At 59.2% G+C, this 23,023-nt stretch carries 19 protein-coding genes; 2 read left to right on the top strand and 17 right to left on the bottom strand.

Annotation, left to right across the window (positions count from 1 at the left end; genetic code table 11):
* Positions 1-14: 14 nt before the first annotated feature.
* The 10 genes from AC07RZ_RS03500 to rpsP form a co-directional block, all read right to left on the bottom strand.
* Positions 15-1,805 (bottom strand): autotransporter assembly complex protein TamA, encoded by a 1,791-nt coding sequence (locus AC07RZ_RS03500; protein WP_494666913.1) that lies wholly within the window; start codon positions 1,803-1,805, stop codon positions 15-17.
* 243 nt (positions 1,806-2,048) lie between these two features.
* On the bottom strand, positions 2,049-3,440 hold the full coding sequence (gene fumC, locus AC07RZ_RS03495) for a class II fumarate hydratase (RefSeq protein ID WP_494666912.1): 1,392 nt from the start codon (positions 3,438-3,440) through the stop codon (positions 2,049-2,051).
* A 70-nt stretch (positions 3,441-3,510) separates the two neighbouring features.
* Positions 3,511-6,294: a bifunctional diguanylate cyclase/phosphodiesterase gene (locus tag AC07RZ_RS03490; RefSeq protein ID WP_494666911.1), complete on the bottom strand. Its 2,784-nt coding sequence runs from the start codon at positions 6,292-6,294 to the stop codon at positions 3,511-3,513.
* Between the two features lie 193 nt (positions 6,295-6,487).
* A complete protein-coding gene (locus tag AC07RZ_RS03485) occupies positions 6,488-6,835 on the bottom strand; it encodes a DUF3579 domain-containing protein (protein WP_494666910.1) in 348 nt (115 codons plus the stop codon).
* A gap of 164 nt (positions 6,836-6,999) precedes the next feature.
* Positions 7,000-7,956 (bottom strand): CobD/CbiB family protein, encoded by a 957-nt coding sequence (locus AC07RZ_RS03480; protein ID WP_144738712.1) that lies wholly within the window; start codon positions 7,954-7,956, stop codon positions 7,000-7,002.
* Positions 7,957-8,147: 191 nt separating this feature from the next.
* Complete coding sequence (locus tag AC07RZ_RS03475) at positions 8,148-8,828, bottom strand: CoA pyrophosphatase (RefSeq protein ID WP_175500944.1); 681 nt, start codon at positions 8,826-8,828, stop codon at positions 8,148-8,150.
* Positions 8,829-9,052: 224 nt separating this feature from the next.
* Positions 9,053-9,445, bottom strand: coding sequence for a 50S ribosomal protein L19 (gene rplS, locus AC07RZ_RS03470; RefSeq protein ID WP_092396187.1), 393 nt, complete (start codon positions 9,443-9,445; stop codon positions 9,053-9,055).
* 180 nt (positions 9,446-9,625) lie between these two features.
* Entirely contained in the window at positions 9,626-10,375 is a 750-nt protein-coding gene (gene trmD / locus AC07RZ_RS03465; RefSeq protein WP_494666909.1) for a tRNA (guanosine(37)-N1)-methyltransferase TrmD, read from the bottom strand.
* A gap of 68 nt (positions 10,376-10,443) precedes the next feature.
* A complete protein-coding gene (gene rimM, locus AC07RZ_RS03460) occupies positions 10,444-11,025 on the bottom strand; it encodes a ribosome maturation factor RimM (RefSeq protein ID WP_494666908.1) in 582 nt (193 codons plus the stop codon).
* A 29-nt stretch (positions 11,026-11,054) separates the two neighbouring features.
* Complete coding sequence (gene rpsP / locus AC07RZ_RS03455; protein WP_061534110.1) at positions 11,055-11,306, bottom strand: 30S ribosomal protein S16; 252 nt, start codon at positions 11,304-11,306, stop codon at positions 11,055-11,057.
* Between the two features lie 344 nt (positions 11,307-11,650).
* Between rpsP and AC07RZ_RS03450 the strand changes: the two genes are divergently transcribed.
* Positions 11,651-12,070, top strand: coding sequence for an NINE protein (locus AC07RZ_RS03450; RefSeq protein WP_144738709.1), 420 nt, complete (start codon positions 11,651-11,653; stop codon positions 12,068-12,070).
* A gap of 64 nt (positions 12,071-12,134) precedes the next feature.
* Here the strand turns inward: AC07RZ_RS03450 and AC07RZ_RS03445 are convergent, their stop codons facing one another.
* The 4 genes from AC07RZ_RS03445 to AC07RZ_RS03430 all read right to left on the bottom strand — a co-directional run bounded on the left by AC07RZ_RS03445 (position 12,135) and on the right by AC07RZ_RS03430 (position 16,383).
* Positions 12,135-13,925 (bottom strand): acyl-CoA dehydrogenase, encoded by a 1,791-nt coding sequence (locus AC07RZ_RS03445; protein WP_494666907.1) that lies wholly within the window; start codon positions 13,923-13,925, stop codon positions 12,135-12,137.
* A gap of 114 nt (positions 13,926-14,039) precedes the next feature.
* Positions 14,040-14,969, bottom strand: a complete 930-nt coding sequence (locus AC07RZ_RS03440; protein ID WP_144738707.1) for an FAD-binding protein — start codon at positions 14,967-14,969, stop codon at positions 14,040-14,042.
* Positions 14,970-15,076: 107 nt separating this feature from the next.
* A complete protein-coding gene (locus tag AC07RZ_RS03435) occupies positions 15,077-15,829 on the bottom strand; it encodes an electron transfer flavoprotein subunit beta/FixA family protein (RefSeq protein WP_092396175.1) in 753 nt (250 codons plus the stop codon).
* 326 nt (positions 15,830-16,155) lie between these two features.
* Complete coding sequence (locus AC07RZ_RS03430) at positions 16,156-16,383, bottom strand: sulfurtransferase TusA family protein (RefSeq protein WP_038491550.1); 228 nt, start codon at positions 16,381-16,383, stop codon at positions 16,156-16,158.
* A 260-nt stretch (positions 16,384-16,643) separates the two neighbouring features.
* On the opposite strand from AC07RZ_RS03430, the gene AC07RZ_RS03425 reads away from it, so the two are divergent.
* Positions 16,644-17,990, top strand: a complete 1,347-nt coding sequence (locus AC07RZ_RS03425; protein WP_494666906.1) for a hypothetical protein — start codon at positions 16,644-16,646, stop codon at positions 17,988-17,990.
* Here AC07RZ_RS03425 and AC07RZ_RS03420 read toward each other — a convergent pair whose 3' ends face one another.
* The 3 genes from AC07RZ_RS03420 to alaS all read right to left on the bottom strand — a co-directional run bounded on the left by AC07RZ_RS03420 (position 17,991) and on the right by alaS (position 22,956).
* Positions 17,991-19,580 carry a rhomboid family intramembrane serine protease gene (locus AC07RZ_RS03420; RefSeq protein WP_494666905.1) on the bottom strand — a complete coding sequence of 530 codons (1,590 nt, stop codon included), beginning with the start codon at positions 19,578-19,580 and terminating at the stop codon, positions 17,991-17,993.
* Between the two features lie 91 nt (positions 19,581-19,671).
* Entirely contained in the window at positions 19,672-20,223 is a 552-nt protein-coding gene (locus AC07RZ_RS03415) for an NUDIX domain-containing protein (RefSeq protein WP_494666904.1), read from the bottom strand.
* Positions 20,224-20,331: 108 nt separating this feature from the next.
* Positions 20,332-22,956 carry an alanine--tRNA ligase gene (alaS, locus tag AC07RZ_RS03410; protein ID WP_494666903.1) on the bottom strand — a complete coding sequence of 875 codons (2,625 nt, stop codon included), beginning with the start codon at positions 22,954-22,956 and terminating at the stop codon, positions 20,332-20,334.
* Between the last annotated feature and the right edge of the window lie 67 nt (positions 22,957-23,023).

Genomic DNA, 23,023 nt, shown 5'->3' with positions numbered 1-23,023 from the left:
CTTGAAAGGAAAAATCAGAAGGCGATGCCCAGCGAAATATGCGGCCGGAACTGCTTGGCCTGGACGCCGTAGGCAAGGTCGACATTCACCGTCCCGACCGGGCTGCGGTAACGCACGCCGACGCCGGTGCCGACCTTGGTAGCGCGGTCGGCCCAGCTGTCGGTGGCGGTGCCTATATCGTAAAACACGGCGCCGCCCCATTGCTGGGTCAGCCAGTGCTGGTATTCGGCGCTGCCGGTCACCATGTACTTGGTCGGATAGACGGTGCCGTTCTGCGCATTGCCGATACTGTCGTAACTATAGCCGCGCACCGATTCATTGCCGCCGGCGCGGAACAGCAAGGAGGCCGGCACCGCGGCGCTGGAACCGGCGGTAAACACGCCGCCCAGCTCGGTCCGCAGGATCACCACATCGCGTTTCGCCACCGGGAAATAATGCTTGTAGCGGCCATCGGCCCGGAAGAATGTCTGGTCGGTCAGCAAGCCCTTTACGGCAAATCCGGTCTGCACCGAAAAGATATGGCCGCTGCGCGGGAAAATGGGATCGTCGACAGCGCGCCTGACCCAGGCAAATCCGGGCACCAGGGCCTGGTGCTGGCCTGGCTGCACCACGGTATTCGGCGGCAAGGTCGCTCCATCGGTCTGCTGCAGGCGGTCGCGATAATAATCCAGGGTCAGCGCGGTATCGTAGTTTTCCAGCGAGCGGGCGCGCTTCAGGCCGATTTTCATGCTGCGCAAATCGACGCCCTGCAGGGTTGTCCGGTCGTACGAGCCGTTGACGCCGTTGACGAAGCTACGCTTGTCCGGCGGCATCGACAGGTCCAGCGCGCCGTATTGGCGGCGCTGCTCGATCTTGGTCTGGGCGTCGAACACCCAGGCTTTGCCGAACACATTGTAGTTGGTGTAGCGGCCTTGCACCTGCGCTCCGGTGTCAGAGGCGTAACCCAGCCCGGTGCGTATCCGCTGCGTCTGGAATTCGGTGACCTGGACATTCACCGGCGATTCCAGCGCTTGCGCAGGATCGTCATTGATGCTGACGATCACATTGCCGAAATATGGCGTGTTCTGGATCTGGCGCTGCAGCAGCAGCAAACGGTCGACGCTGTACTCCTCTCCTACCTGCAAGGGATTGACGTTCTCGATGATGCTGGCCGGGTAGCGCTTGGTGCCGGTGATATGCAGCGCCCCCAGGGTGAACGCGGGGCCGCTGTCGTACTGCACGGACAATTCAGCGTCGTTGTCTTCCGGCGTGATCCGCGCTTCCGAATGCGCGACCTTGGCCGCCGGATAGCGTTTCTTGAGCAACACCTGCAAACCGTCATCCTTGGCCTTGGCCCAGTCTGCCTGGCGGAAAGGCTGGCCCGCAGGCAAGCCCCAGTTCTGCTGTATCTGGCGCACCCGCTCAGGCATCTCGGCGGCGGCACTGCCGACGACGCCGACGGTCGCGGCGGACACCAAGGTGCGCTGCTGCGGATCGACTTTCAAACGGACGGTCTTGATCTCGCCCGGTTCCACCGTGACGCTGGTCTTGGGCGAAAAATAACCCTCGGTCGAGGTCAGCTGCGTAACCTGCTCATCGACCGTATCAACCAGGAACTTCAGCTGGTCCTCGCTCAGGTCCTGGCGGTCCTTGTAGCGCGACAGGTCGAGGTGCTGCTCAAGCAAAGCCTTCAGGTCGCCGGGAGCCTCGATTTCCACCCGATAGGCGGCGCCGGCGCCGGCCGCGCTCAGGGACAACACGCCAAAAACCATGCCATACAGATAGGGCTTCAAGCAAGCGGCGGGCGCGCGCAAGCATTTCATCATGCGCGGCAGCCCATGGCCGGCAACGGCAGCGGCGTGTCGGGTGTGATCAGCAAAACCAGTAAGAGCATAGGCAAGGGCAACAGTAGCAGAGGGTCATTTTAACAAATATTGTTTTTCTATTGCGAAAACGACATTGTCCCTATGGCGTCATTGTATTGGATGCTCTGCACGTTTGGTGCGATGTAACATGATTTAACCTGCGGCTGCCGAGGACGGCCGACATCAGCTGCCCTGGCAAAACGTTTATTCCGGGTACGTCATTTTTGCCGGCTGCACCCATTCGGCAAACTCCTGCTCTGTCACATAACCCAACGCCAGCGCCGCCTGCTTCAGCGTGCTGCCGTCGTGGTGCGCATGCTTGGCGATCTGTGCCGCGCGGTCGTAACCGATGTGCGGCGCCAGCGCCGTCACCAGCATCAGCGAACGTTCCATCAGTTCGGCGATGCGGTCGCGGTTGGCGGCGATACCGTCGGCGCAATGCTCTTCAAAACTGGCCATGCCGTCGGCCAGCAGGCGCACGCTTTGCAGGAAATTATGGGCGATCAGGGGCTTGAATACGTTCAGTTCGAAATTGCCGGAAGCGCCGCCGAAATTGATCGCCACGTCATTGCCGAACACCTGGCAGCACAGCATGGTCAGCGCTTCGCACTGGGTCGGGTTGACCTTGCCCGGCATGATCGAGCTGCCCGGCTCGTTCTCCGGGATGCTGATCTCGCCCAGGCCGGAACGCGGCCCCGATGCCAGCCAGCGCACATCGTTGGCGATTTTCATCAAGGCCGCGGCCAGGGTTTTCAAGGCGCCGTGGCCGGCAACCAGGGCGTCGTGCGCGGCCAGCGCGGCAAACTTGTTGTCGGCGGTACGGAAAGGCAGGTTTTCAGTTTTCGCCAGCTGCGCCGCAACCCGGCTGCCGAAATCCCTGGGTGCGTTGAGTCCGGTGCCGACCGCGGTGCCGCCGGCTGCCAGGTCGCACAAAGGTTCGAGCGCGGCCTTGATGATTTTTTCCGCATGATCCAGCTGCGCCACATAACCTGAGAATTCCTGGCCCAGCGTCAGCGGCGTCGCATCCTGCAGGTGGGTGCGCCCGATCTTGACGATGTCGTCGAAATCCGCGGATTTCCTGTGCAGTGTTGCGCGCAGTTTTTGCAGCGACGGCAGCAGCTTGTTGGCGATGGCGAGAGCGGCGGCGACATGCATCGCCGTCGGAAAGATATCGTTCGAGGATTGGCTCAGGTTGACCGCATCGTTGGGGTGCACCAGGCGCGCTTCGCCGCGCACGCCGCCCAGGATTTCCGAGGCGCGGTTGGCCAGCACCTCGTTCATGTTCATGTTGCTCTGGGTGCCGGAACCGGTCTGCCACACCGACAGCGGAAATTCGTCCGGATGCTGCCCCGCCACGACCTCTTGCGCCGCCTGGATGATGGCGGCAGCCTGGGTTTTCGGCAGCTTGCCGAGGTCCAGGTTGACTTGCGCGCAAGCTTGCTTGACCGCCGCCAGCGCCACGATCAGTTCGGGCGGCATGCGCTCGCTGGAGATATGGAAATGATGCAGGCTGCGCTGGGTCTGGGCGCCCCACAGCCGCTCGTCCGGGACTTCAATCTTGCCAAAGGTATCGCGTTCGGTTCTGCTGGTAGCCATTTCATCTCCATAAAAGTGACGACGCCCGGCAGATCCGCAAAATCCGTAGCCAAAGGGCGCCAACAAAGTCTTATGGTAATACTTTTCCTTCGCGCAGGATGGCTTCGATGTCATCCGCCGATACCGGTTCGCTGAAATAGAAACCCTGCATTTCATCGCAGCGATGGCGCTGCAGATAAGATAGCTGCTCCTGGGTTTCGACACCTTCGGCGATTACCTGCAGCCGCAGGTTATGGGCCAAGGAAATGATCGAAGCCACGATCGCCGCGTCGTCCTGGTCAACCGTGATGTCGCGCACAAAAGACTGGTCGATCTTCAGCGCATCGATCGGGAAACTCTTGAGATAGGCCAGGCTTGAATAACCGGTGCCGAAATCGTCGATCGACAGCTGCACGCCGATCGATTTCAAGTCATTCAGGATGCCGACGGCCAGCTCGACATCCGTCATCACCAGGCTTTCCGTCAATTCGATTTCAAGGTAGTGCGGCGCCAGCCCGGTTTCTTCGAGCACCTTGGCGACCTGCTGCACCAGGTTCTGCTGGAAGAACTGGCGCGTCGACAGGTTCACCGACATCCGCAGGTAACCCAGCCCCATGCGCTGCCATGCCTTGTTCTGCTCGCAGGCGGTATGCATCACCCAAGCGCCCATCTGCACGATCAGGCCGGTTTCTTCCGCCAGGTCGATGAAGCGCGTCGGCGAAATCATGCCGAGCTGCGGATGCTTCCAGCGGATCAGCGCTTCCATGCCGACCATGCGGCCGGTGCGCAAATCCACCTGCGGCTGGTAGTACAGCAGCAGTTCCTTGCGCTCCATCGCATTGCGCAGGTCGCCCTCGATGCGCAAGCGTTCCAGCGCGCGTTCATTCATCGCCGCGGTATAGAACTGGTAATTGTTGTTGCCCATTTCCTTGGCGCGGTACATGGCGATGTCAGCGTGCTTGAGCAGGCTTTCCGGGTCTTCGCCGTCATTCGGGTAGACCGCAACGCCGATGCTGCAGCTCAGGAAAAAGTCGTAGCCTTCGATTTGCAAGGGACGCGCGATCGCATCCATCATGCCTTGGATCAGGCCCACGCTCAACTCTTCCTCGAGGCGCTCCGGCAGGATCAGGACAAATTCATCGCTGCCCAGGCGCGCGATGGTGTCTGCTTCGCGCGTGAACGCCTTCAGGCGGCTGGCGACTTCCTTCAGCAGCAGGTCGCCGGCATTGTGCCCAAGCGTATCGTTGACGAATTTAAAGCGGTCGAGATCGACGAACAGCACCCACACCCGGTGGCCGTACAGCTCGCCGTAGACGATCGCCTGGCTCAGCCGGTCGCTCAGCACGTTGCGGTTGGCCAGCCCGGTCAAGGTATCGTGGCGGGCCTGGTGCTCCAGCTCGGCTTCGTAGCTCTTCATTTCCGTGATGTCGTACAGCGCCGTGACGAAATGGCTGACGCGCCCGGAACTGTCCTTCACCGGCGCCACATACAGTTCGTTCCAGAACAAGGTGCCGTCCTTGCGATAGCTGCGGAACACCGCGTTCGCGCTGCGCTTTTCACGCAATGCGGCGCGGATTTCCTCCAGGCCGATCTGGTCGTGGTCGTCGCCGTGCAGCATCTCCAGGTTGCGGCCGATCATCTCGCTGGCGGTATAGCCGGTGATCCGTTCGAAGGCCGGATTGACGTATTCGACCAGGTAATCCGGCAATTTGGCGCTGGAAATGATGATCGCGTTGGCGCTCGACTCGATGGCGCGCTCGCGCAGCTGCAAGGCGTCTTCGGCGCGTTTGCGGGCGACGATGTCCTCTTTCATCATTTGCGTCGCCAGCCTGACCTGCTGGGTGCGGGCATCCACCAGCTGTTCGATCCGCTTGGAGCGGGTCGACAGGAAATACAGGTAGGTGGCGCCCATCCAGCTCAGCAGGCTGCCCAGTATCAGCACCAGGATCGATCCGGCGTTCTTCTTGGTGAATACGCGCGGCGGCGCCGACGCTTCTATATACCAGGACTTGCCGGCCAGCTCGAACGTCTGCGACATGTCTTGCGGGGCGTCGTACAGCAGCCAGGCGGGCAGCCAGTCGCTGGCGTTGGACAGGGCAACCGGATTGCCCTGGCGATACACCAGCGTGCTCTCCTCCGGCTTGGCGCTGGCATATACCCGCAGGTAGAAATCTTCGCGGGCCTGCACGCCGTCGCGCGACAGGACACTGCTGACGAAAGCATCCGCCCGCAGTGCCGCGCTGGTATAGCCCATCAATGCAAGGCGACGCTGCTCGATGCTGTCCAGCGCCGCGCCGTGACGATATACCGGCATCAGGATAATCAGCGCCAGCTTGCCGTCGCTGCTGGAGGAGCGCAACGCAAACAGATCGGTGGACGAAGGCAAGCCGGAGTCGCGCGCACGCTGTCCCGGTTCTGCCTGCAACACGCTGGGGGCGACATCGACACCGAATACGTTTTCATTCCCTGTCATCGGCTCCACATAGTCGACCACCCGGTACTGGTCCCGGCCTGTGCTCGGCACGGGCTTGCCGTCGCTCAGCTGGCGAATCGCGAAATTGGGGAAATGCTTGCGCATTTCGGCTTCATAGGCGGGCCGCTGGGCAGCCGTCAGCACCCGCTGGAAAGTCAATGACTTGATAAAGGGGGAACGGCGCAGCATCGGCGCCGTGAAGGTATGGAACTGTTCGCGGCTGACATCATCCACCGTAAGGAACAGGCGATTCACGGTTTCCAGTTCATGCACCAGGGAATCCAGGCCATCGACTACCGCCTTCAGGTGGCCGCTGGCCAAGCGCCGGAATTCGGCGTCCATTTTTTCGTATTCGAGGTGGCGTACCGAGACAAACAAGCCGAGCGTAATGGCCAGACCCAATATCAAACTGGATAAAGAGGCAATGGGTATGAAGATTGACGAGCCACGACGAAACATTTCTACTCCATTGCGAACAATAGGCGAAATATTACACGGTCTTCTTACTGGAGAACGTCGCGCGCCGATTTCTTTTTAGTGCTGCGAATCAACTAAAAGCTGTGGGGCAAGAACCCTTGCCGGCGCAGGCAAGAAATCAGGCAGGTTTTGGTGTTTCAGCATCCGGCAACAGGCAGGCATGCAGGATCTGCAGATCGTTGTCTTTCGCAAAATTAACCACAAAATGGTAAGCCAGCGGTTCGATCTGGCGCAGGTCTTCATTGACGACGACCGAGCGCACGCCGTTCAGCAGCACCGGCCGCACATACGGCGAGTATTGCAGGTGGGCGTTGCGGCCGCCCGATCCTTCCGGACGAAAACAGGCCATGACGCCGCACAGGCGCTCAGCCCAGTCGCTGGGACGGAACTGCCTGCCATCGCTGGTAATGCCTTGGATGAAAAATTCGCGGGCGGGGGCGTCGGGAGGTTGGATGGTATCAGCCATGCGTACAGCTCGTTTCTTCTATAACGCTTGCTACAGACATTTGCTTAACCTCTGATAGAAGCAAGCTACAATTTTCACGTTACTCATTTACGTAAGCGATTCTTACGTATTATATCTTATAGAAGACCAAGACACCATCTGGCGCAGTCGCCTGCCGGCCCTGCTTAGCCGAACCAGATCGCCGCCGACAACAGCAGCAACAGGAACATCCACAGCAACAGTGCGCGCCAGACCAGGCCTACCGTGCTTTGCAGCGCGCGCGGCGTCGGCACGTCGCCCGGCGGGCTTTCGCTTTCCATCGCGGTCGAATCAACCGTGGATGCGTCGGCCGGCAGGATGGCAATCGCGGTTTCCAGCGGCGTGCCGAGCAATACCCCCATGGCGCCGCCGCCGGTGGACAAGATGATGCCGTCGGTTTCGTTTTTCCAGCGATCCGCAAAATTACGCCAGGCGTAGATCGCATCCTCGAAATTGCCGACCACCGCAAATGCCGCGGCCGTCATGCGCGCCGGAATCCAGTCAATCCAGTAAAACGCCTGGGCTGCAAAACGCCCGAAGGCTTCATTGCGCATGTGGTCCGGCTCGTTCCAGCCGCGCGCCAGGTATTCGGCGACGCGATACATGACGGCGCAGGCCGGGCCGACCGGCATGAGGAACCAGAAAAACACGCCGAATACATGGCGGTGGGTGGTGATCAGCGCTTTTTCCACTGCGATGCGGGAGATTTCGCTGACATCCATATCCGCGGTGTCGAGCTTGGTCCATTCGGCCAGCAGGGTGCGCGCGGTGGCGTCGTCGCCGGTGTTGAGCGCCAGCTGGATCGAGCTGAAATAATGGCTGTAGTGGCGGAAGCCGAGGGTCAGGTACACGATCAGGACGTTCCACAGCAGCGCGGCCCAGTGGCCGATGTGGGCGCACAGCCAGTAGACCAGCGCGGTCGGCACAGTCAGCGCCAGGATCACGCAGAACCATCCCAAACGGCCCTGGCGCGCTTGCCCCGCATTAAATGACGCTTCTATCTTGCCCGCAAACTGCTTGACCCACGCATACACGGGATTGTCCGCGCGCAGCGGCTTCAGTTGCTCGATCAGCAATGCAAACAGAATAGAGAGAAATGTCATTAACCAGCCTTATAAGTAAAGCAATAGCACTGCAAGATCCCGTCTCATGACCGCTTCGTAGCGGCACACCGGTCTTGCCATAACGTCCAAAATCGCAGTATCCCATACGATAACGCAGCACACACGCGGAATCAAACTTGTACTGAACTTGTTTTCCGTATTTTTTCTGCCTGCGGCGTCACACGATAAATCTAAGCGCGCAGGAAGTGAAACAAATTCCTCAGCATGGCAGCCGTCGCCCCCCAAATGAAGAAGCGCTCATAGGGCATTGCATAAAAAGTGCGGCGATAGCCGTCCGGCAGGTCGAAGCTGCGCAACTGGTGATTCAAGCCATCCATCAGGAACGCCAGCGGGACTTCAAAAATTTCGGCTACCTCGTCAGGATCGGCGCGCAAGCTGACCGGCGGATTGACCAGGCACACCACCGGCGTGACGCGATAGCCGGTGCCGGTAAAATATTCCGGCAGGCTGCCGATTACCTCGACCTGGCTGCGCGCCAGGCCAATCTCTTCTTCCGCTTCGCGCAAAGCTGTTTCAACCGGCGAGGCATCGCTCTCTTCCATCCGGCCGCCGGGGAAACTGACCTGCCCTGCATGATCGGTGAGATGGGCTGCGCGCTGGGTAAACAACAAGGTCGGCTGCTGTTCGTGCATGACGATAGGGATCAGCACCGATGCCGGCGTCACCGGCTTGCCCTGCAGCTGCGTCATGCGCTGCAAAGTCTGGCTATCGATATGCTCCGGGTGCCAGTCCGGCTGCTGCGCGAAGCGTTGCCGCAGCCATGCCGCGCTCATCCGTTCGGTTGCCAGCGCAGATTCGCCGGCAACCGCATCAACCGGCAGCATCAGGGGATCGAAAGTCAATTTAACCAAGAAAATTCCTCTAACAATCTAGCAATCTTTTGATACTTTACCGCGATGACCGCGAATGGCCTATCGTCGTCACAGTTAATAACAATTAGTGCCATTTTATTTTACGGCAACTAAAAAATGTGCGGCTCGGTGCCAGCCTGCAGCAATCATAAAGCGCAAATGAAAAAAGGGCGCCTGACGGCGCCCCTTTTTTCATGCAATACCTATGCCTGCATGACAACGGCTTACTCTGCTGCTGGTGCAGCTTTTGCAGCGTTGCGACGTTGTGGCAGTTTTTCCTTGATACGTGCCGATTTACCGGAACGCTCACGCAGGTAGTACAGCTTGGCGCGACGGACATCGCCGCGACGCTTGACTTCGATCGAAGCGATCAGTGGCGAATACAGCTGGAATGTACGCTCAACGCCTTCGCCGGAAGAAATCTTGCGGACGATGAAGTTGGAGTTCAAACCACGGTTACGACGCGAAATCACGACGCCTTCGTAAGCCTGGGCGCGCTTGCGCGTACCTTCGACTACGTTGACGCTGACCACGACTGTATCGCCTGGTGCGAAATCAGGGATATTCTTGCCGAGGCGGGCAATTTCTTCTTGCTCAAGTTGTTGGATCAAGTCCATTTTTAGCTCCATATACCATCTTGCTGACGCCGTTTTGTGCAAGGCTTTTTGCCAGGCACTGCTCAGTAGAGGATGGGGTTGATACACAGGTGGCCGGCTGGCCTCCCCTAGTTACTGCTTGCTTACTGCTTGGTTGCTGCCTACTACAACGGACCGCGTGCTCGGTTATTGGCCAGGCACTCAATCCATATTCCGTAAAAACTTTTCATCGGCGGCGCTTAGCAAACCTGCTGCACGCATCTTCTGAATCAGGTCCGGCCGCTTTTTTGCCGTCGCCGACAACATCTGCCGGCGCCGCCATTTTTCGATTTCGGCATGATGGCCGCCCAACAGGACCGGCGGCACCGGCACGCCTTCGTACTGTTCCGGCCGGGTATAGTGAGGACAATCCAGCAAGCCGTTGACAAAACTGTCTTCGACCGCCGAGGCGCCGTCATTCAACACGCCCGGCAATTGCCGGATCACCGCATCCATCAACGCCATTGCCGGCAATTCGCCGCCGGACAAAACGAAATCGCCAAGGCTGATCTCTTCATCCACGCAACGATCCAGCAAACGCTGGTCCACCGCTTCATAGCGCCCGCAGAGCAATACCAAACCGGGTTCGGTACGCAACTCCATGACGCGCTGATGAGTCAGCGGCTGGCCTTGCGGCGACAGGTAGACGACTCTCGGCGCCGGCAGCTCTTGCTGCAGCTGGCGCGCCTTGGCAGCTTCAATCGCCGCTTCCAGCGGTTTCGCCAGCATCACCATCCCGGGGCCGCCGCCATAAGGCCGGTCATCCACGGTACGGTGGTTGTCGGTGGTGAAATCACGCGGATTCCACAGCGCCAGCTCACATCTTTTCTGTTCAAACGCACGGCGGGTAATACCCGATTGCGTCAATGCGGCAAACATCTCGGGAAACAGTGTGACGACATCAAATTGCATACCGCTCACCTTCTTGTTTCGCTTGCGATCTTGTTTGCCGCTTTGGCTGCCTGGTTCCAGCTCCGGATTTAATAATCCAGTCCCCAGTCAACCGTGATTTTCTTTGCTTGCTGATCAACCGTCTTGACGAACTGCTCGACAAACGGAATCAATAATTCCGGCGCGGCCTTGTCTTGATCCGCGGCTGCCGGCGCCGTGATCCGAAGAATCGGATGCGCGCCATTGTCCATCAGGTCAGCGACTACGCCCAAATGCTCGCCTTGCAGATTCTCAACCACCAGGCCGATCAGGTCGACCCAATAGAATTCATCGTCGGCAAGCGCCGGGAAATGGCTGCGCGGGATATGCACCACACTGCCCTTCATGGCTTCGGCCGCATCGCGCCCTGCCACACCCATCAGGCGCGCCACAATGTCGCCACTGTGGTTTTTCGCCTGCATCATCTCGACATCGTGCAATTCCGGCGAATTCTGCCGGCCCAGCCACCATGTCTTGGCGTGCAACAGTGCATCTGCATCCGCTGAATACGGTTTGATCCGCACCCAGCCATTAATGCCGTAGGCGCCAGTAATGTAACCGACCACCACCAAATCTGGAGGTATTGCAGTTCCAGCTGGTGCTGTGGCCGACAAGTTTACTGACGCGCTCATCGGCTTCCTTAGCGGTTCAAACTGCTTGATTAAGCAGTTTTCTTGGCAGCGTCGGCAACCAGGCGTGCAACGGTCGGCGACAATTGCGCGCCAACACCTTGCCAATGCGTCAGGCGGTCCTGAGCAATGCGGAAAGTCTCTTCTGCACCGGAAGCTACCGGATTGTAGAAACCGATACGCTCGATGAAGCGACCGTCGCGGCGATTGCGCGAATCAGTAGCTACGATGTTGTAAAAAGGACGCTTCTTTGCGCCACCACGGGATAAACGAATAACGACCATAATGTTTCCAAAAAGTGTTCGAACACGGAAAAAGCCGCAAATTATAACGCAAAGTGAGCCGCTCCCGCAACCAAAGCAGGCCATGGGTGTGGTTTCACTACGTCAAACAGGTATTTGCAGGGCTCTAAAACGCTCCGCGGCGCTATGCCGCGAGCGGGCCTGACTATCAAAGTGACATTCTATTGAAGCAGGCTGTACACTACGCCCTCAATCTGCTTTCCGACGCGCATGCTGCACCTCGGAAACATCAGTGGCGATAGCCAAGCCAGTATATTAGCAATATTCCCACTTGATGCAAGGATTGCCTTCTTTTTTTACATGTTCCAGCCCCATCCATCCCGCACATGACCCAACCCCACAAGAACAAGACCCTCGCCACTTTCGTGGCGACCGTATTCGGCAGCATCGGCTTGCATCGCTTCTACCTGAGAGGAATCAAGGACGCCTGGGGCTGGCTGCACCTTGCCACTTTGCCAATTTCCTTGCTGGCTTACATGTCATGGGGGCAAAACCAGCAAACGGCATTCCTGTTCGGGCCGCTGATTATCTCGGGCCTGATTGCCTGTATCGAGTCGCTGGTCATTGGGCTGACCCCGGATGAAAAATGGGATGCCCAATATAACCCGGACTCCGGCCGCAAATCGGACTCCAGCTGGTTTGTGGTGCTGCTGGTGGTGCTGACCCTGGGTTGCGGCGCAATTGCCCTGATCGGCGCCATTGCCCGTACTTTCGACCTGCTGTTCACCGGCGGCGCCTACGGCTGAACCGGCAGCGTTGCATAAAAGAAAAAGCAGCCTTCCGGCTGCTTTTTTTACATCGGCAGAAAGATCAGAACTGATCTTCCGTCAACGCCATCACCCCGCTGCTGCCTTCGACTATAGAGATGCGGTAAGCGTCGGCCTGGGACAGGATATGCTCGGCAAAGAAACGCGCCGTACCGATCTTGGCCTGGTAGAAATTGCTGTCGCCCGTAGCCGATTGCAGTTTTTGCGTTGCCACCAGCGCCGCCCGCCCAAGCTGCCAGCCGCCCAGCACGATGCCGGCCAGCTTCAGGTACGGCACGCTGCCGGCAAACACGCCTTTGATGTCACTCTTCAGGTTATCGACCACGTAGGCGATCACTTGCTCCAGCGCATCGGCGCCGCTGGCCAGCTGCTTGCCGATGGCAACCAGGTCAGCCGCACCGCTGCTCGCCAGCTCGGCTTGCGTGGCACGCACCTGGGCGATGATGGCCTTGGCAACCGCACCGCCGTCGCGCGCAGTCTTGCGGCCGACCAGGTCGTTGGCCTGGATCGCCGTGGTGCCCTCGTAAATCGTCAGGATGCGCGCATCGCGATAGAACTGCGCAGCGCCGGTTTCCTCGATGAAGCCCATGCCGCCGTGGATCTGCACGCCGGTCGAAGCGACATCGATCGAAATTTCGGTCGACCAGCCCTTGACCACAGGCACCATGTATTCATAAAACGCCTGGTTGGCCTTGCGCGTCTCAGCGTCGCCATGATGATGGGCCGCATCGTGGGCCGCCGCGGTGACATAAGCCAGCGCACGCGCGGCCTCGGTCTGTGAGCGCATGCTCATCAGCATGCGGCGCACATCGGGCTGGTGGATGATGGTCACTGCGCCGGCAGAGCCTGCCAGGTCGCGCGATTGCACGCGGTCCTTGGCGTACGCCAGCGCTTTCTGATAAGCGCGCTCGGCCACGCTGATGCCTTGCAAGCCGACCGCAAAACGCGCAGCGTTCATCATGATGAACATGTATTCGAGGCCGCGATTCTCTTCCCCCACCAGGGTGCCGACAGCACCGCCGTTGTCGCCGAACTGCAACACCGCAGTCGGGCTGGCCTTGATGCCCAGCTTGTGTTCCAGCGAAACGCAATGAACATCGTTGCGCGCGCCCGGCGTACCGTCTGCGTTGACCATGAATTTCGGCACGATGAACAATGAAATGCCCTTCACTCCTTCCGGCGCATTCGGGGTACGCGCCAGCACCAGGTGCACGATGTTTTCAGCCATATCGTGTTCACCGTACGTGATGAAAATCTTGGTGCCGGACACCTTGTAAGTGCCATCGCCCTGCGGCACCGCACGGGTGCGCACCAGCGCCAGGTCGGAACCGGCTTGCGGCTCGGTCAGGTTCATGGTGCCGGTCCATTTTCCCGATACCAGGTTCTCCAGGTAAATCCGCTTTTGCTCATCGCTGCCTGCAGTCAGCAAGGCTTCGATGGCGCCGTCGCTCAACAGCGGGCACAGCGCGAATGACAGGTTGGCTGCATTCAGCATCTCTATGCAAGGCGTCGCCACCAGCTTGGGCAAACCCTGGCCGCCGAATTCGACCGGATGCTGCACGCCTTGCCAGCCGGCTTCGGCAAATGCCTTGAATGCCTCCTTGAAACCCTTGCTGGTAGTGACTTCGCCGTCATGCCAATAGCTCGGCTCCTGGTCGCCGCTACGGTTCAAAGGCGCCACCACCTCGCTGCAAAACTTGGCGTTCTCCTGCAATACGGCTTCCACGGTTTCCGGCGTCGCGTCTTCGCAACCCGGCAGTGTGCTGACCTGCTCGAGGCCGGCCAGTTCGTTCAGCACGAACAGCATGTCTTTCAACGGCGCTACATAACTCATGAGCTACTCCTAAAAATTCGGGTGGCATTGCCAGGCCTGACTCTGCCAGCACCTGCAATACCACCCGTATGCGTTCCATTGGCAAGTGGGCGCCACGCAGCGCCCGCCGGCGGCTTAGCCCAGTTCGGCCACCAGTTGCGGCACGATCTCGAACAGGTCGCCGACAATGCCGTAATCCGCCACCGAGAAAATCGGCGCTTCTTCGTCTTTGTTGATAGCGACGATCACCTTGGAATCCTTCATCCCGGCCAGATGCTGGATAGCGCCGGAAATGCCGACCGCGATATACAGCTGCGGCGCCACGATCTTGCCGGTTTGCCCGACCTGCCAGTCGTTCGGCACGAAGCCGGCGTCGACCGCGGCGCGCGAAGCGCCCATGGCGGCGCCGAGCTTGTCAGCCAGCGGTTCCAGGATCTTGAAGTTTTCAGCGGAACCCATGCCGCGGCCGCCGGATACAATGATCTTGGCCGCAGTCAGCTCAGGACGATCCGACTTGGCCAGTTCGCGCGAGACAAATGCCGATTTACCGAAGTCGGCAGCAGCCGTGACATTTTCAACGGCGGCAGAACCGCCGCCGGCAGCTGCGTCAAAGCCGGTGGTGCGGACGGTGATGACTTTGGTGGCGTCGCTCGATTGCACGGTGGCGATAGCGTTGCCGGCATAGATAGGACGTTCGAAGGTGTCCGGGCTGTCGACCTTGGTGATTTCGGAAATCTGGCCGACATCCAGTTTGGCGGCGACGCGCGGCAAGATGTTTTTACCGTAGGCGGTAGCCGGCGCCAGGATATGGCTGTAGCCAGCGGCCAAGGCCAATACCTGTTCGGCGACATTCTCGGCCAGGCCGTCAGCGAAATAAGCGGCGTCCGCCACCAATACTTTGCTGACGCCAGCCAGCTGGGCTGCGGCCTGTGCTGCCGCACCGCAGTTGCTGCCTGCGACCAGCACGTGGACTTCGCCGCCGCATTGGCTGGCGGCGGTGACGGTGTTGAGGGTACTGCCTTTTAATGAGGCATTATCGTGTTCAGCGATGACTAGGGCTGTCATGTGGGCTCCTGATTTATATGTGGCTCGCCTGCATCGTGCCAGCAATGATGCGGCGTTACGCCTGGTTCTTGAATAGTGGTTTGGAAATTGGCCGGCTCTGCAATCGCTTACAGGACCTTGGCTTCGTTCTTCAGCTTGGCGACCAGGGTCGCTACGTCAGGCACCTTGATGCCGGCGCTGCGCTTGGCTGGCTCCACTACTTTCAGCGTCTTCAGGCGCGGTGCGGCATCCACGCCCAGGTCGGCCGGCTTGAACACGTCCAGCGTTTTCTTCTTGGCTTTCATGATGTTCGGCAGCGTCACGTAACGCGGCTCGTTCAGGCGCAGATCGGTTGTGATGATGGCCGGCAGCGTCAGGGCGATGGTTTCCAGCCCGCCGTCGACTTCGCGCGTGACCGTGACCTTGCCGTCTTCCAGCACGACCTTGGAAGCAAAGGTCGCTTGCGGCCAGCCGAGCAGCGCAGCCAGCATCTGGCCGGTCTGGTTGCAATCGTCATCGATCGCCTGCTTGCCGAGGATGATCAGCTGCGGCTGTTCTTTGTCAGCCACCGCCTTCAACAATTTAGCTACCGCCAGCGGTTGCAGGTCGGTATCGGCGGTATCGACCAGGATGCCGCGGTCGGCGCCGATCGCCATTGCCGTGCGCAGCGTTTCCTGGCATTGCGTCACGCCGCAGGAAATGGCGATCACTTCCGTCACTTTGCCGCCTTCTTTCAGGCGCGTGGCTTCTTCCACCGCGATTTCGTCAAACGGATTCATCGACATCTTGACGTTAGCAATATCTACGCCGCTGCCGTCCGACTTGACTCGCACCTTGACGTTGTAGTCGACGACACGCTTGACTGGTACCAATACTTTCATCGTTATGCCTTTTATTGAAAATAGAAAAATCTGAATTGACGTTAACGTAAATCTTAATTGGGAATTATAAGAGAGAATTCGATCCGACGCTGAAATTTAGCACGATCGTTCTATTAAATCTTAGAGCAAATCGACTAATCGCGCCAGTCTCTTGTAAAACGAAACAGGTTCAGCGCGGTTTACTGCATTGGGAATGTGATGTGCCTGCCTTGGACAAGGTGGCGGGAAACGAGCAAAAATCGAGGACGGCACGACCAGCAGGACGCTGGTTGCAGCATTTATTGATGGGCAAGGACTTGCTGTAGAACGACAGTCAACTTACGTTCTTATTTACGCTTCATGAAGAAAATGAACTCTCTATTTTCTTCGCTTTGCTCCAGCAAATCATTACCGGTCTGCTTCGCGAATGCCTGGAAATCGCGCACCGAACCAGAGTCAGTCGCCAACACACGCAGCACTTCGCCACTCAGCATGTCCGCCAATGCCTTCTTGGTTTTCAAAATCGGCAGTGGGCAGTGCAAACCGCGTGCATCGAGTTCTTTATTAAATTCCATAACCACTTCGTAATGTAAAAATTTTTAACATTTGCTGCTATTTGATGATTCTACTCCAAACGCAGGACCCTTTGACGCATCGCAACAATCCATCAATCATTTTTACAACAGCGGTGCCATAAATAAATATGTCTTTAATGCAATTTAAATTCCGATTCACATGCTAACATTCATTTTTTTGACGTAACAAAATGTAACGAATAGACACCAGCGACAACGCCGCTCAAAGGCAGCTCTGCGCATCATTCCGGGGAACCAGCATGCAGGACAGTCTTAGCCAAAATCCTTACAACAACATTACGCCGTTCTGGCAGCGCTTGCCTCTTTTTTTCCTGTATCCGCTGCAGCAACAGCTGGTCTGGCGTCCTGTCGTATACGCCCTGGTCGGCAGCGGCCTGTGGCTGCTGGGCCGCAGCGGCGACGACGGCTTCTCGCCGGTCATCCTGATTATCGCGGTGCTGGTCGGGCTGGGCTTGTCGATTGACCTGATGCGCCAGGCGTTCCGGATCCTGGAGCAAACCTCGCTCGGCAATTTGCGCTACGCCGATTTCGACGAACCGGACGACATGCACAAGATGTCGCCCTACAAGCTCTATTTCGTGATGCTGGCGCAAGCGATTTTTGTCGGCATCATGGCCGACCTCCATCCTTTCCTCGGGCTGCTCGGCAGCGCCTTGGCCAACCTGATGCTGCCGGCCTGCATCATGGTGCTGGGGCATACCCACAGCTTTACCGACGCCATCAATCCATTCAACGTATTCAAGATGATCAAAGCATGCGGCTGGCCCTACCTGGCGCTGTGGGCCTTCGGCTTCATACTGAGCCAGTGCGCGCCGATCACCATTGCGCTGTTCCTTGGGAAACTGCCGATCACCATGCTGATCGGCCTGGGTATTTTCGTCTGCGCTTATTTCACGCTGGTCGGCTTCAACCTGATGGGCTACACGATGTACCAGTACCACCAGCAGATCGGCTATGCGCCTGACCGCAATTTTGAAATCAATGCGCTTGCCAGCAGCCGCCAGCACCGGCCCTTGAGCGACGACGAGATCCTGGCGCAGCAGATCGGCGCGTTGATCCGCGATGGCGACATCACCCTTGCCATCGAAATGGTGTGGGAAGAATTGCGTTACGACCAAACCAACGCGCAATTATCGAGCCATTACGCCAAGCTGCTGATGCTCAAGGGCGACAAGGGCAAGCAGCTGGAATATGCGCCACGCCATCTGTTTACACTGGCCCGCTCGGGCAAGGCCGGGGGCATCGGCGACGCCTGGCGCCAGGCGCGCCAGCTCAATCCCGAATTCAAGATCGACAATCCCGATCACGTGCTGGAAATTGCGGCGGCCGCCGCTTCCGTGCGCGAATACCAGATTGCGCTGGAGATCGTGTCGGGCTTCCATAAACGCGCCGCGCGCCATAAGGATGTGCCTGCCGTGCTGGTCCTGGCCGGCAAGCTGCTGTCCGATCACCTGCGCCAGGATGCCCGCGCCTTGTCGCTGTTCAATCACGTGATCGCACAATGGCCGACCAATCCGGCGGCTGACGAAGCGCAGCGGTACAAGAATGTGATCGAACGCTTGGGACAGGGCTCCGCGCAAACCTGATCAGTACCGATTGCCCGGGCTGGTAGCAAGCCTGCTTTCTTCGCTCAAGGGAAACTGCTGCTGCAGCAGTTTCTGGTAATACTGCGCCTTCTCATGCATGCCGGCTGCCATGAACCCGCGGGCCACGAACTGCACCAGCTGCGGCAATTGCTGGTGCTGGCGTGCGGTCACCATCAATATCTGCAGGATCGCTGCCGCGGTTTGCGGCTGGCCGTTCAAGGCGAACCGCTTGGCCGCCGCCAGCGACTGCTCGCTGCTCAGCTGCGGCCGCGGTTCGGCCCGCGCCACATAATCCAGGTAGACCTGGTGGATCTTGTCCTCGGCCAGGCTGCCCTTCGGCAAGCGCAACAGCATCTCGGCGGTCTTGTGGAAAACCGGCGCGGCCGGCACTTGTTTCGACAGATTGAACAATTGCAGCAGCCAGTCCGGCTGCGGCGTCTTTTGCTGCGCCAGGGTACGGCTCACCAGGCTGCTGAAGTCACGCCGGGCGCGCTCGAAATCCAGCCGGCTCAAGGCCGAATAGGCGCTCTGCTGCAGGCTGAGCAACTGCTTGTCATCGTCGGCGGGAGCGACGTAAGTGGCGTGCGCCTGCTCCAGCTTGCGCCGCGCCAGCAAACGATAAACCAGGGCCAGCAAGGCGCCGCCCAGCAAGCCGCCGATATGGGCGTAGTAATTGGTGTTGGAGGGCGCGCCAAACCACAGGTCGAAGGCTTCCTTGCCGACCCAGATCGGCAGCATGATCAGTGCCGGGGCCTTGAAAAAATCGAAATAGAAAACGAACCAGTAGAAAAAACGTATCTTGCGTAAACCATACAGCACGGTGTACATCCCCATGACGCCTGAAATGGCGCCCGATGCGCCCAGCGACAGGATCATGCTGTCGCCGCGGAACACCAGGTAAAACGCTGCCGACAGCAAACCCGACAAAAGATAAAACAGCAGGTACCAGCCGCCGCCCAGCAAGATCTCGACCGCATAACCGACCATCGCCAGGAACACCATATTGCCCAGCACGTGCTCGACGCTGGCATGCAGGAACATGTGGGTCAGCAAGGTAACCGGGCGTTCAAACGCCTGCGCCGGAATCAATGAATAGCGCTCGGTAAAACTGCGCTTGCGGGTCGACACGTAGTGATCCCGCTGCTCCTTCCATTCGGCCAGGTCGTCAGCTGCCATGGTGCCCAGAACAGCGGGTTTCGCTTGCTGCATCAAGGCGGCAAAACGGAGATCGGCATCGAGCACATACCAGCTCTCGATCAGCGGTTCGTAATATTCCAGGGAAGCGGTCTTGCCGTCGCGCGCCACGGCCAGGTCGGCCCGTGCCCGCAACCGCTGCCAGAGCTCGAGTCCCTTGCGCATGGCTGCAGCGGCTTCGGGTTTGTTGTCGCTTTCCAGGTAACGCGCATAGGCGGGAAATTCGAATTCCGGCAGGCGCGATTCGACCAGGTAATAATGCGCCGCAGGCTCCATCTGGCTGCGCTCGTGCCACTGGATGCCGAAATAGATCAGCAAGTTGATCAGCACCAGCAGGATAGTGACCAGCGGCGGACGCTTCCAGTCTGGCTTACGGTCTACCGGGATAATCAGCATGGCGGGTCAAGGACGGGCGGGAATTTTAATCATGCAATTTTACCCAGTCATTGCCGCTTGGAGCGTTATTTTTTGCGACCCATCCGCCCGCTCACGCTTTCAAGGCCGGCTCGGGCTGCGCCTGCAGCAAGGGCCGCTCGACATACTCGACCGCGAGTCCCTGCGACCGCATCCAGTCGGCGACCGCATGGCCGGTGCCGGCGCGCCACGGGCGCAGCGCGGCCGGTTCCAGCAGGCGGTATTCCAGCAGTTCCGGCGACAGCCGGACCGCGCCCGAAGCCTTGACATGATAGGCGATGATCAACTCGTTCTTGCGCATGAATTCATAGACGCCGACCAGCTTGATCTGCTCGGCGTCGAGATTGGTTTCTTCCTTGATTTCGCGTGCGATGCCCTGCTCCGGAGTCTCGTCGCGCTCCATGAAACCGGTGATCAGCGCAAACATGCCCTCCTGCCATGCTGCATTGCGCGCCAGCAGGATCTTGCCGCCGATCTCGACGATTGCCGCCAGCACCGGCAAGGGATTGTCCCAATGCGTCCAGTGACCTTCCGGGCAAGCCAGGCGCGACTTCCCGCCCTCGCCTTCATCGACACGCTGGATCAGGGAGGTAGCGCAAACCGGGCAGAATTTGAAATCGCTCATGGCAGAGTCGTTAAGTTAGGGACGAAAAAAGCGGGAAACATCAATCCGCGATACTACTGCGATTCGATGCTTCCCGCTTTGGCTAGCCACGATCTCTGGCCAGGTTCTTTATGCGCGTTCGCCGACCCAGGCCGCAACGCCTTGCAGCGCCGCCGCCAGGCCGCTGGCGTCGGTGCCGCCGGCTTGCGCCATGTCGGGCCGGCCGCCGCCTTTGCCGCCCACCTGCAAGGCGACAAAGTTGACCAGTTCGCCGGCCTTGACCTTGCCGATAGCGTCGGCAGTGACGCCGGCGATCAGGCTGACCTTGCCATCCTTGACGGCAGCCAGCACGATGGCGGCAGTCTTCAGCTTATCTTTCAGCTTATCCATGGTTTCACGCAAGGTCGCACTGTCGACGCCTTCCAGCGTAGCCGCCAGCACCTTGATGCCCTTGACGTCCACTGCCTGCGACACCAGTTCATCACCCTGGTTGGCCGCCAATTTCGACTTCAGGCTGCTCAGTTCTTTTTCCAGCGCCTTGACGTGTTCCTGCACTTGCGCGATGCGTTGGGTCAGTTCTTCCGGCTGGGCTTTCAATGCCGCCGCGGCTTCATTGACGCGGTTGCTCAGGTTCTGCACCAGCGCCAGCCCGGCTTCGCCGGTCACCGCTTCGATGCGGCGGATGCCGGCGGCAACGCCCCCCTCAGCCACCACCTTGAACAGGCCGATATCGCCGGTGCGGCCAACGTGGGTGCCGCCGCACAGCTCACGCGAGCTGCCTATCGACAATACGCGTACTTCGTCGCCATATTTCTCGCCAAACAGGGCCATGGCGCCGGCGCCGACTGCGTCGTCGAACGACATCAGCCTGGCTTCGGTAGCGACGTTGGCCAGGATTTCGCGGTTGACGATTTCCTCGATACGGCGGATTTCATCGGCGCTGACCGGTGCATTATGGCTAAAGTCGAAGCGGGTCTTGTCGGCATCGACCAAAGAACCTTTTTGCGCGACATGGCTGCCCAATACTTCACGCAACGCCTTGTGCATCAGGTGGGTAGCCGAGTGATTGCGCACGGTGCGCGCGCGCACCGCGGTATCCACCTTGGCGTTCAGCTGGCCGCCGACCGCCAGCGAACCGCTGAGCAGCTTGCCGTGGTGGCCGAAAACGTCGGCCTGGATCTTCTGGGTATCGGCGACTTCGAACAGACCGCCCGCCGCTTCCAGCACGCCCGAATCGCCAACCTGGCCGCCCGATTCCGCGTAGAACGGCGTGGTGTCCAGCACCACGATCGCGTCCTGGCCAGCTTCGATTTTTTGCACCGCGCTGCCGTCCACATACAAGGCCAGTACCTTGGCCTCATGCGCCAGGCTGTCGTAGCCGACGAAACTGGTCTTGTCGCCGCTGTATTCCACTGCCGCCGCCATCTTGAACTTGCCGGCAGCGCGCGCGGTCGACTTCTGGCGTTCCATCGCCGTGGCAAAGCCCGCTTCATCCAGCTCGACTTCACGTTCGCGGCAGATGTCCGCGGTCAGGTCGAGCGGGAAGCCGAACGTGTCGTACAGCGTAAATGCAGTTTCGCCATCCAGTTTCTTCGGCGTCTTGGCCAGCGCTGCTTCCAGGATCTTCATGCCGTGTTCCAGCGTTTCGCCGAAACGTTCTTCTTCCTGCTTCAGCACTTGCTCGACGCGCTCAGCCGCTTCCGGCAGTTCCGGGTAAGCGGCGCCCATTTCCAGCACCAGGTCCTTGACCAGCTTGTAGAAGAACGGCTTGGTCTGGCCCAGCTTGTGGCCGTGACGCAAGGCGCGGCGGATGATACGACGCAGTACGTAACCGCGGCCTTCATTGCCGGGGATGACGCCGTCGACCACCAGGAATGAACAGGCGCGGATGTGATCGGCGATCACTTTCAGCGAATTGTTTCCCAGGTCGGTAATATTGGTTTCACGCGCGGCAGCCTTGATCAGGCGCTGGAACAGGTCGATTTCGTAGTTGCTGTGCACGTGCTGCAGCACTGCGGCCAGGCGCTCCAGTCCCATGCCGGTATCGACGCACTGCTTCGGCAGCGGGGTCAAGGTCGCTACGCCGGTTTTCGGGTCGATCTGGCGGTCGAACTGCATGAACACGTTGTTCCAGATTTCAATGTAACGGTCGCCGTCCTGCTCCGGGCTGCCCGGCGGGCCGCCCCAGACGTCGGGACCGTGGTCGTAGAAGATCTCGGAGCAAGGGCCACACGGACCGGTGTCGGCCATTTGCCAGAAATTGTCCGATGCGTACGGCGCGCCCTTGTTGTCGCCGATGCGCACGATGCGCTCCTTCGGCAGGCCGATCACCTTGTGCCAGATATCGTAGGCTTCGTCGTCGGTTTCATACACCGTGGCCCACAGCTTGTCGGCCGGCAGGCCGTACACCTTGGTCAGCAGCTCCCAGGCCCAGACCAGCGAATCGTGCTTGAAATAGTCGCCGAACGACCAGTTGCCCAGCATCTCGAAAAAAGTGTGGTGGCGTGCGGTATACCCGACGTTTTCCAGGTCGTTGTGCTTGCCGCCGGCGCGCAGGCAGCGCTGGACCGAAGTGGCGCGCACGTAATTGCGCTTTTCGGTGCCCAGGAAGACGTCCTTGAACTGCACCATGCCGGAATTGGTAAACAGCAACGTCGGATCGTTGCCTGGCACCAGGCTCGACGAGCGCACGATGGTGTGGCCTTTGGATTCAAAGAATTTGAGAAACTTTTCGCGGATTTCGGCTGAGTTCATGTTCTTGGGCAAAAAATGAAACGGAAAAAAGGGCAAGGGACACAATATCAGGACTTACGCAAAAATG

This window comes from Collimonas sp. GW821-FHT07E08, from assembly GCF_059418905.1.
Note: the sequence above shows the minus strand (reverse complement) of the source record. Positions and strands in the feature narration are given on the sequence as shown.

Excerpts from the sequence above, each read along its gene's own strand:
- AC07RZ_RS03500 (WP_494666913.1), bottom strand. The coding sequence starts at position 1,805 with ATGATGAAATGCTTGCGCGCGCCCGCCGCTTGCTTGAAGCCCTATCTG.
- AC07RZ_RS03415 (WP_494666904.1), bottom strand. The coding sequence starts at position 20,223 with ATGAGCGATTTCAAATTCTGCCCGGTTTGCGCTACCTCCCTGATCCAG.
- AC07RZ_RS03485 (WP_494666910.1), bottom strand. The coding sequence starts at position 6,835 with ATGGCTGATACCATCCAACCTCCCGACGCCCCCGCCCGCGAATTTTTC.
- trmD (WP_494666909.1), bottom strand. The coding sequence starts at position 10,375 with ATGCAATTTGATGTCGTCACACTGTTTCCCGAGATGTTTGCCGCATTG.
- AC07RZ_RS03425 (WP_494666906.1), top strand. The coding sequence starts at position 16,644 with ATGCAGGACAGTCTTAGCCAAAATCCTTACAACAACATTACGCCGTTC.
- AC07RZ_RS03420 (WP_494666905.1), bottom strand. The coding sequence starts at position 19,580 with ATGCTGATTATCCCGGTAGACCGTAAGCCAGACTGGAAGCGTCCGCCG.
- AC07RZ_RS03445 (WP_494666907.1), bottom strand. The coding sequence starts at position 13,925 with ATGAGTTATGTAGCGCCGTTGAAAGACATGCTGTTCGTGCTGAACGAA.
- AC07RZ_RS03450 (WP_144738709.1), top strand. The coding sequence starts at position 11,651 with ATGACCCAACCCCACAAGAACAAGACCCTCGCCACTTTCGTGGCGACC.
- rimM (WP_494666908.1), bottom strand. The coding sequence starts at position 11,025 with ATGAGCGCGTCAGTAAACTTGTCGGCCACAGCACCAGCTGGAACTGCA.
- rpsP (WP_061534110.1), bottom strand. The coding sequence starts at position 11,306 with ATGGTCGTTATTCGTTTATCCCGTGGTGGCGCAAAGAAGCGTCCTTTT.
- AC07RZ_RS03430 (WP_038491550.1), bottom strand. The coding sequence starts at position 16,383 with ATGGAATTTAATAAAGAACTCGATGCACGCGGTTTGCACTGCCCACTG.
- AC07RZ_RS03435 (WP_092396175.1), bottom strand. The coding sequence starts at position 15,829 with ATGAAAGTATTGGTACCAGTCAAGCGTGTCGTCGACTACAACGTCAAG.
- rplS (WP_092396187.1), bottom strand. The coding sequence starts at position 9,445 with ATGGACTTGATCCAACAACTTGAGCAAGAAGAAATTGCCCGCCTCGGC.
- AC07RZ_RS03480 (WP_144738712.1), bottom strand. The coding sequence starts at position 7,956 with ATGACATTTCTCTCTATTCTGTTTGCATTGCTGATCGAGCAACTGAAG.
- fumC (WP_494666912.1), bottom strand. The coding sequence starts at position 3,440 with ATGGCTACCAGCAGAACCGAACGCGATACCTTTGGCAAGATTGAAGTC.
- alaS (WP_494666903.1), bottom strand. The coding sequence starts at position 22,956 with ATGAACTCAGCCGAAATCCGCGAAAAGTTTCTCAAATTCTTTGAATCC.
- AC07RZ_RS03440 (WP_144738707.1), bottom strand. The coding sequence starts at position 14,969 with ATGACAGCCCTAGTCATCGCTGAACACGATAATGCCTCATTAAAAGGC.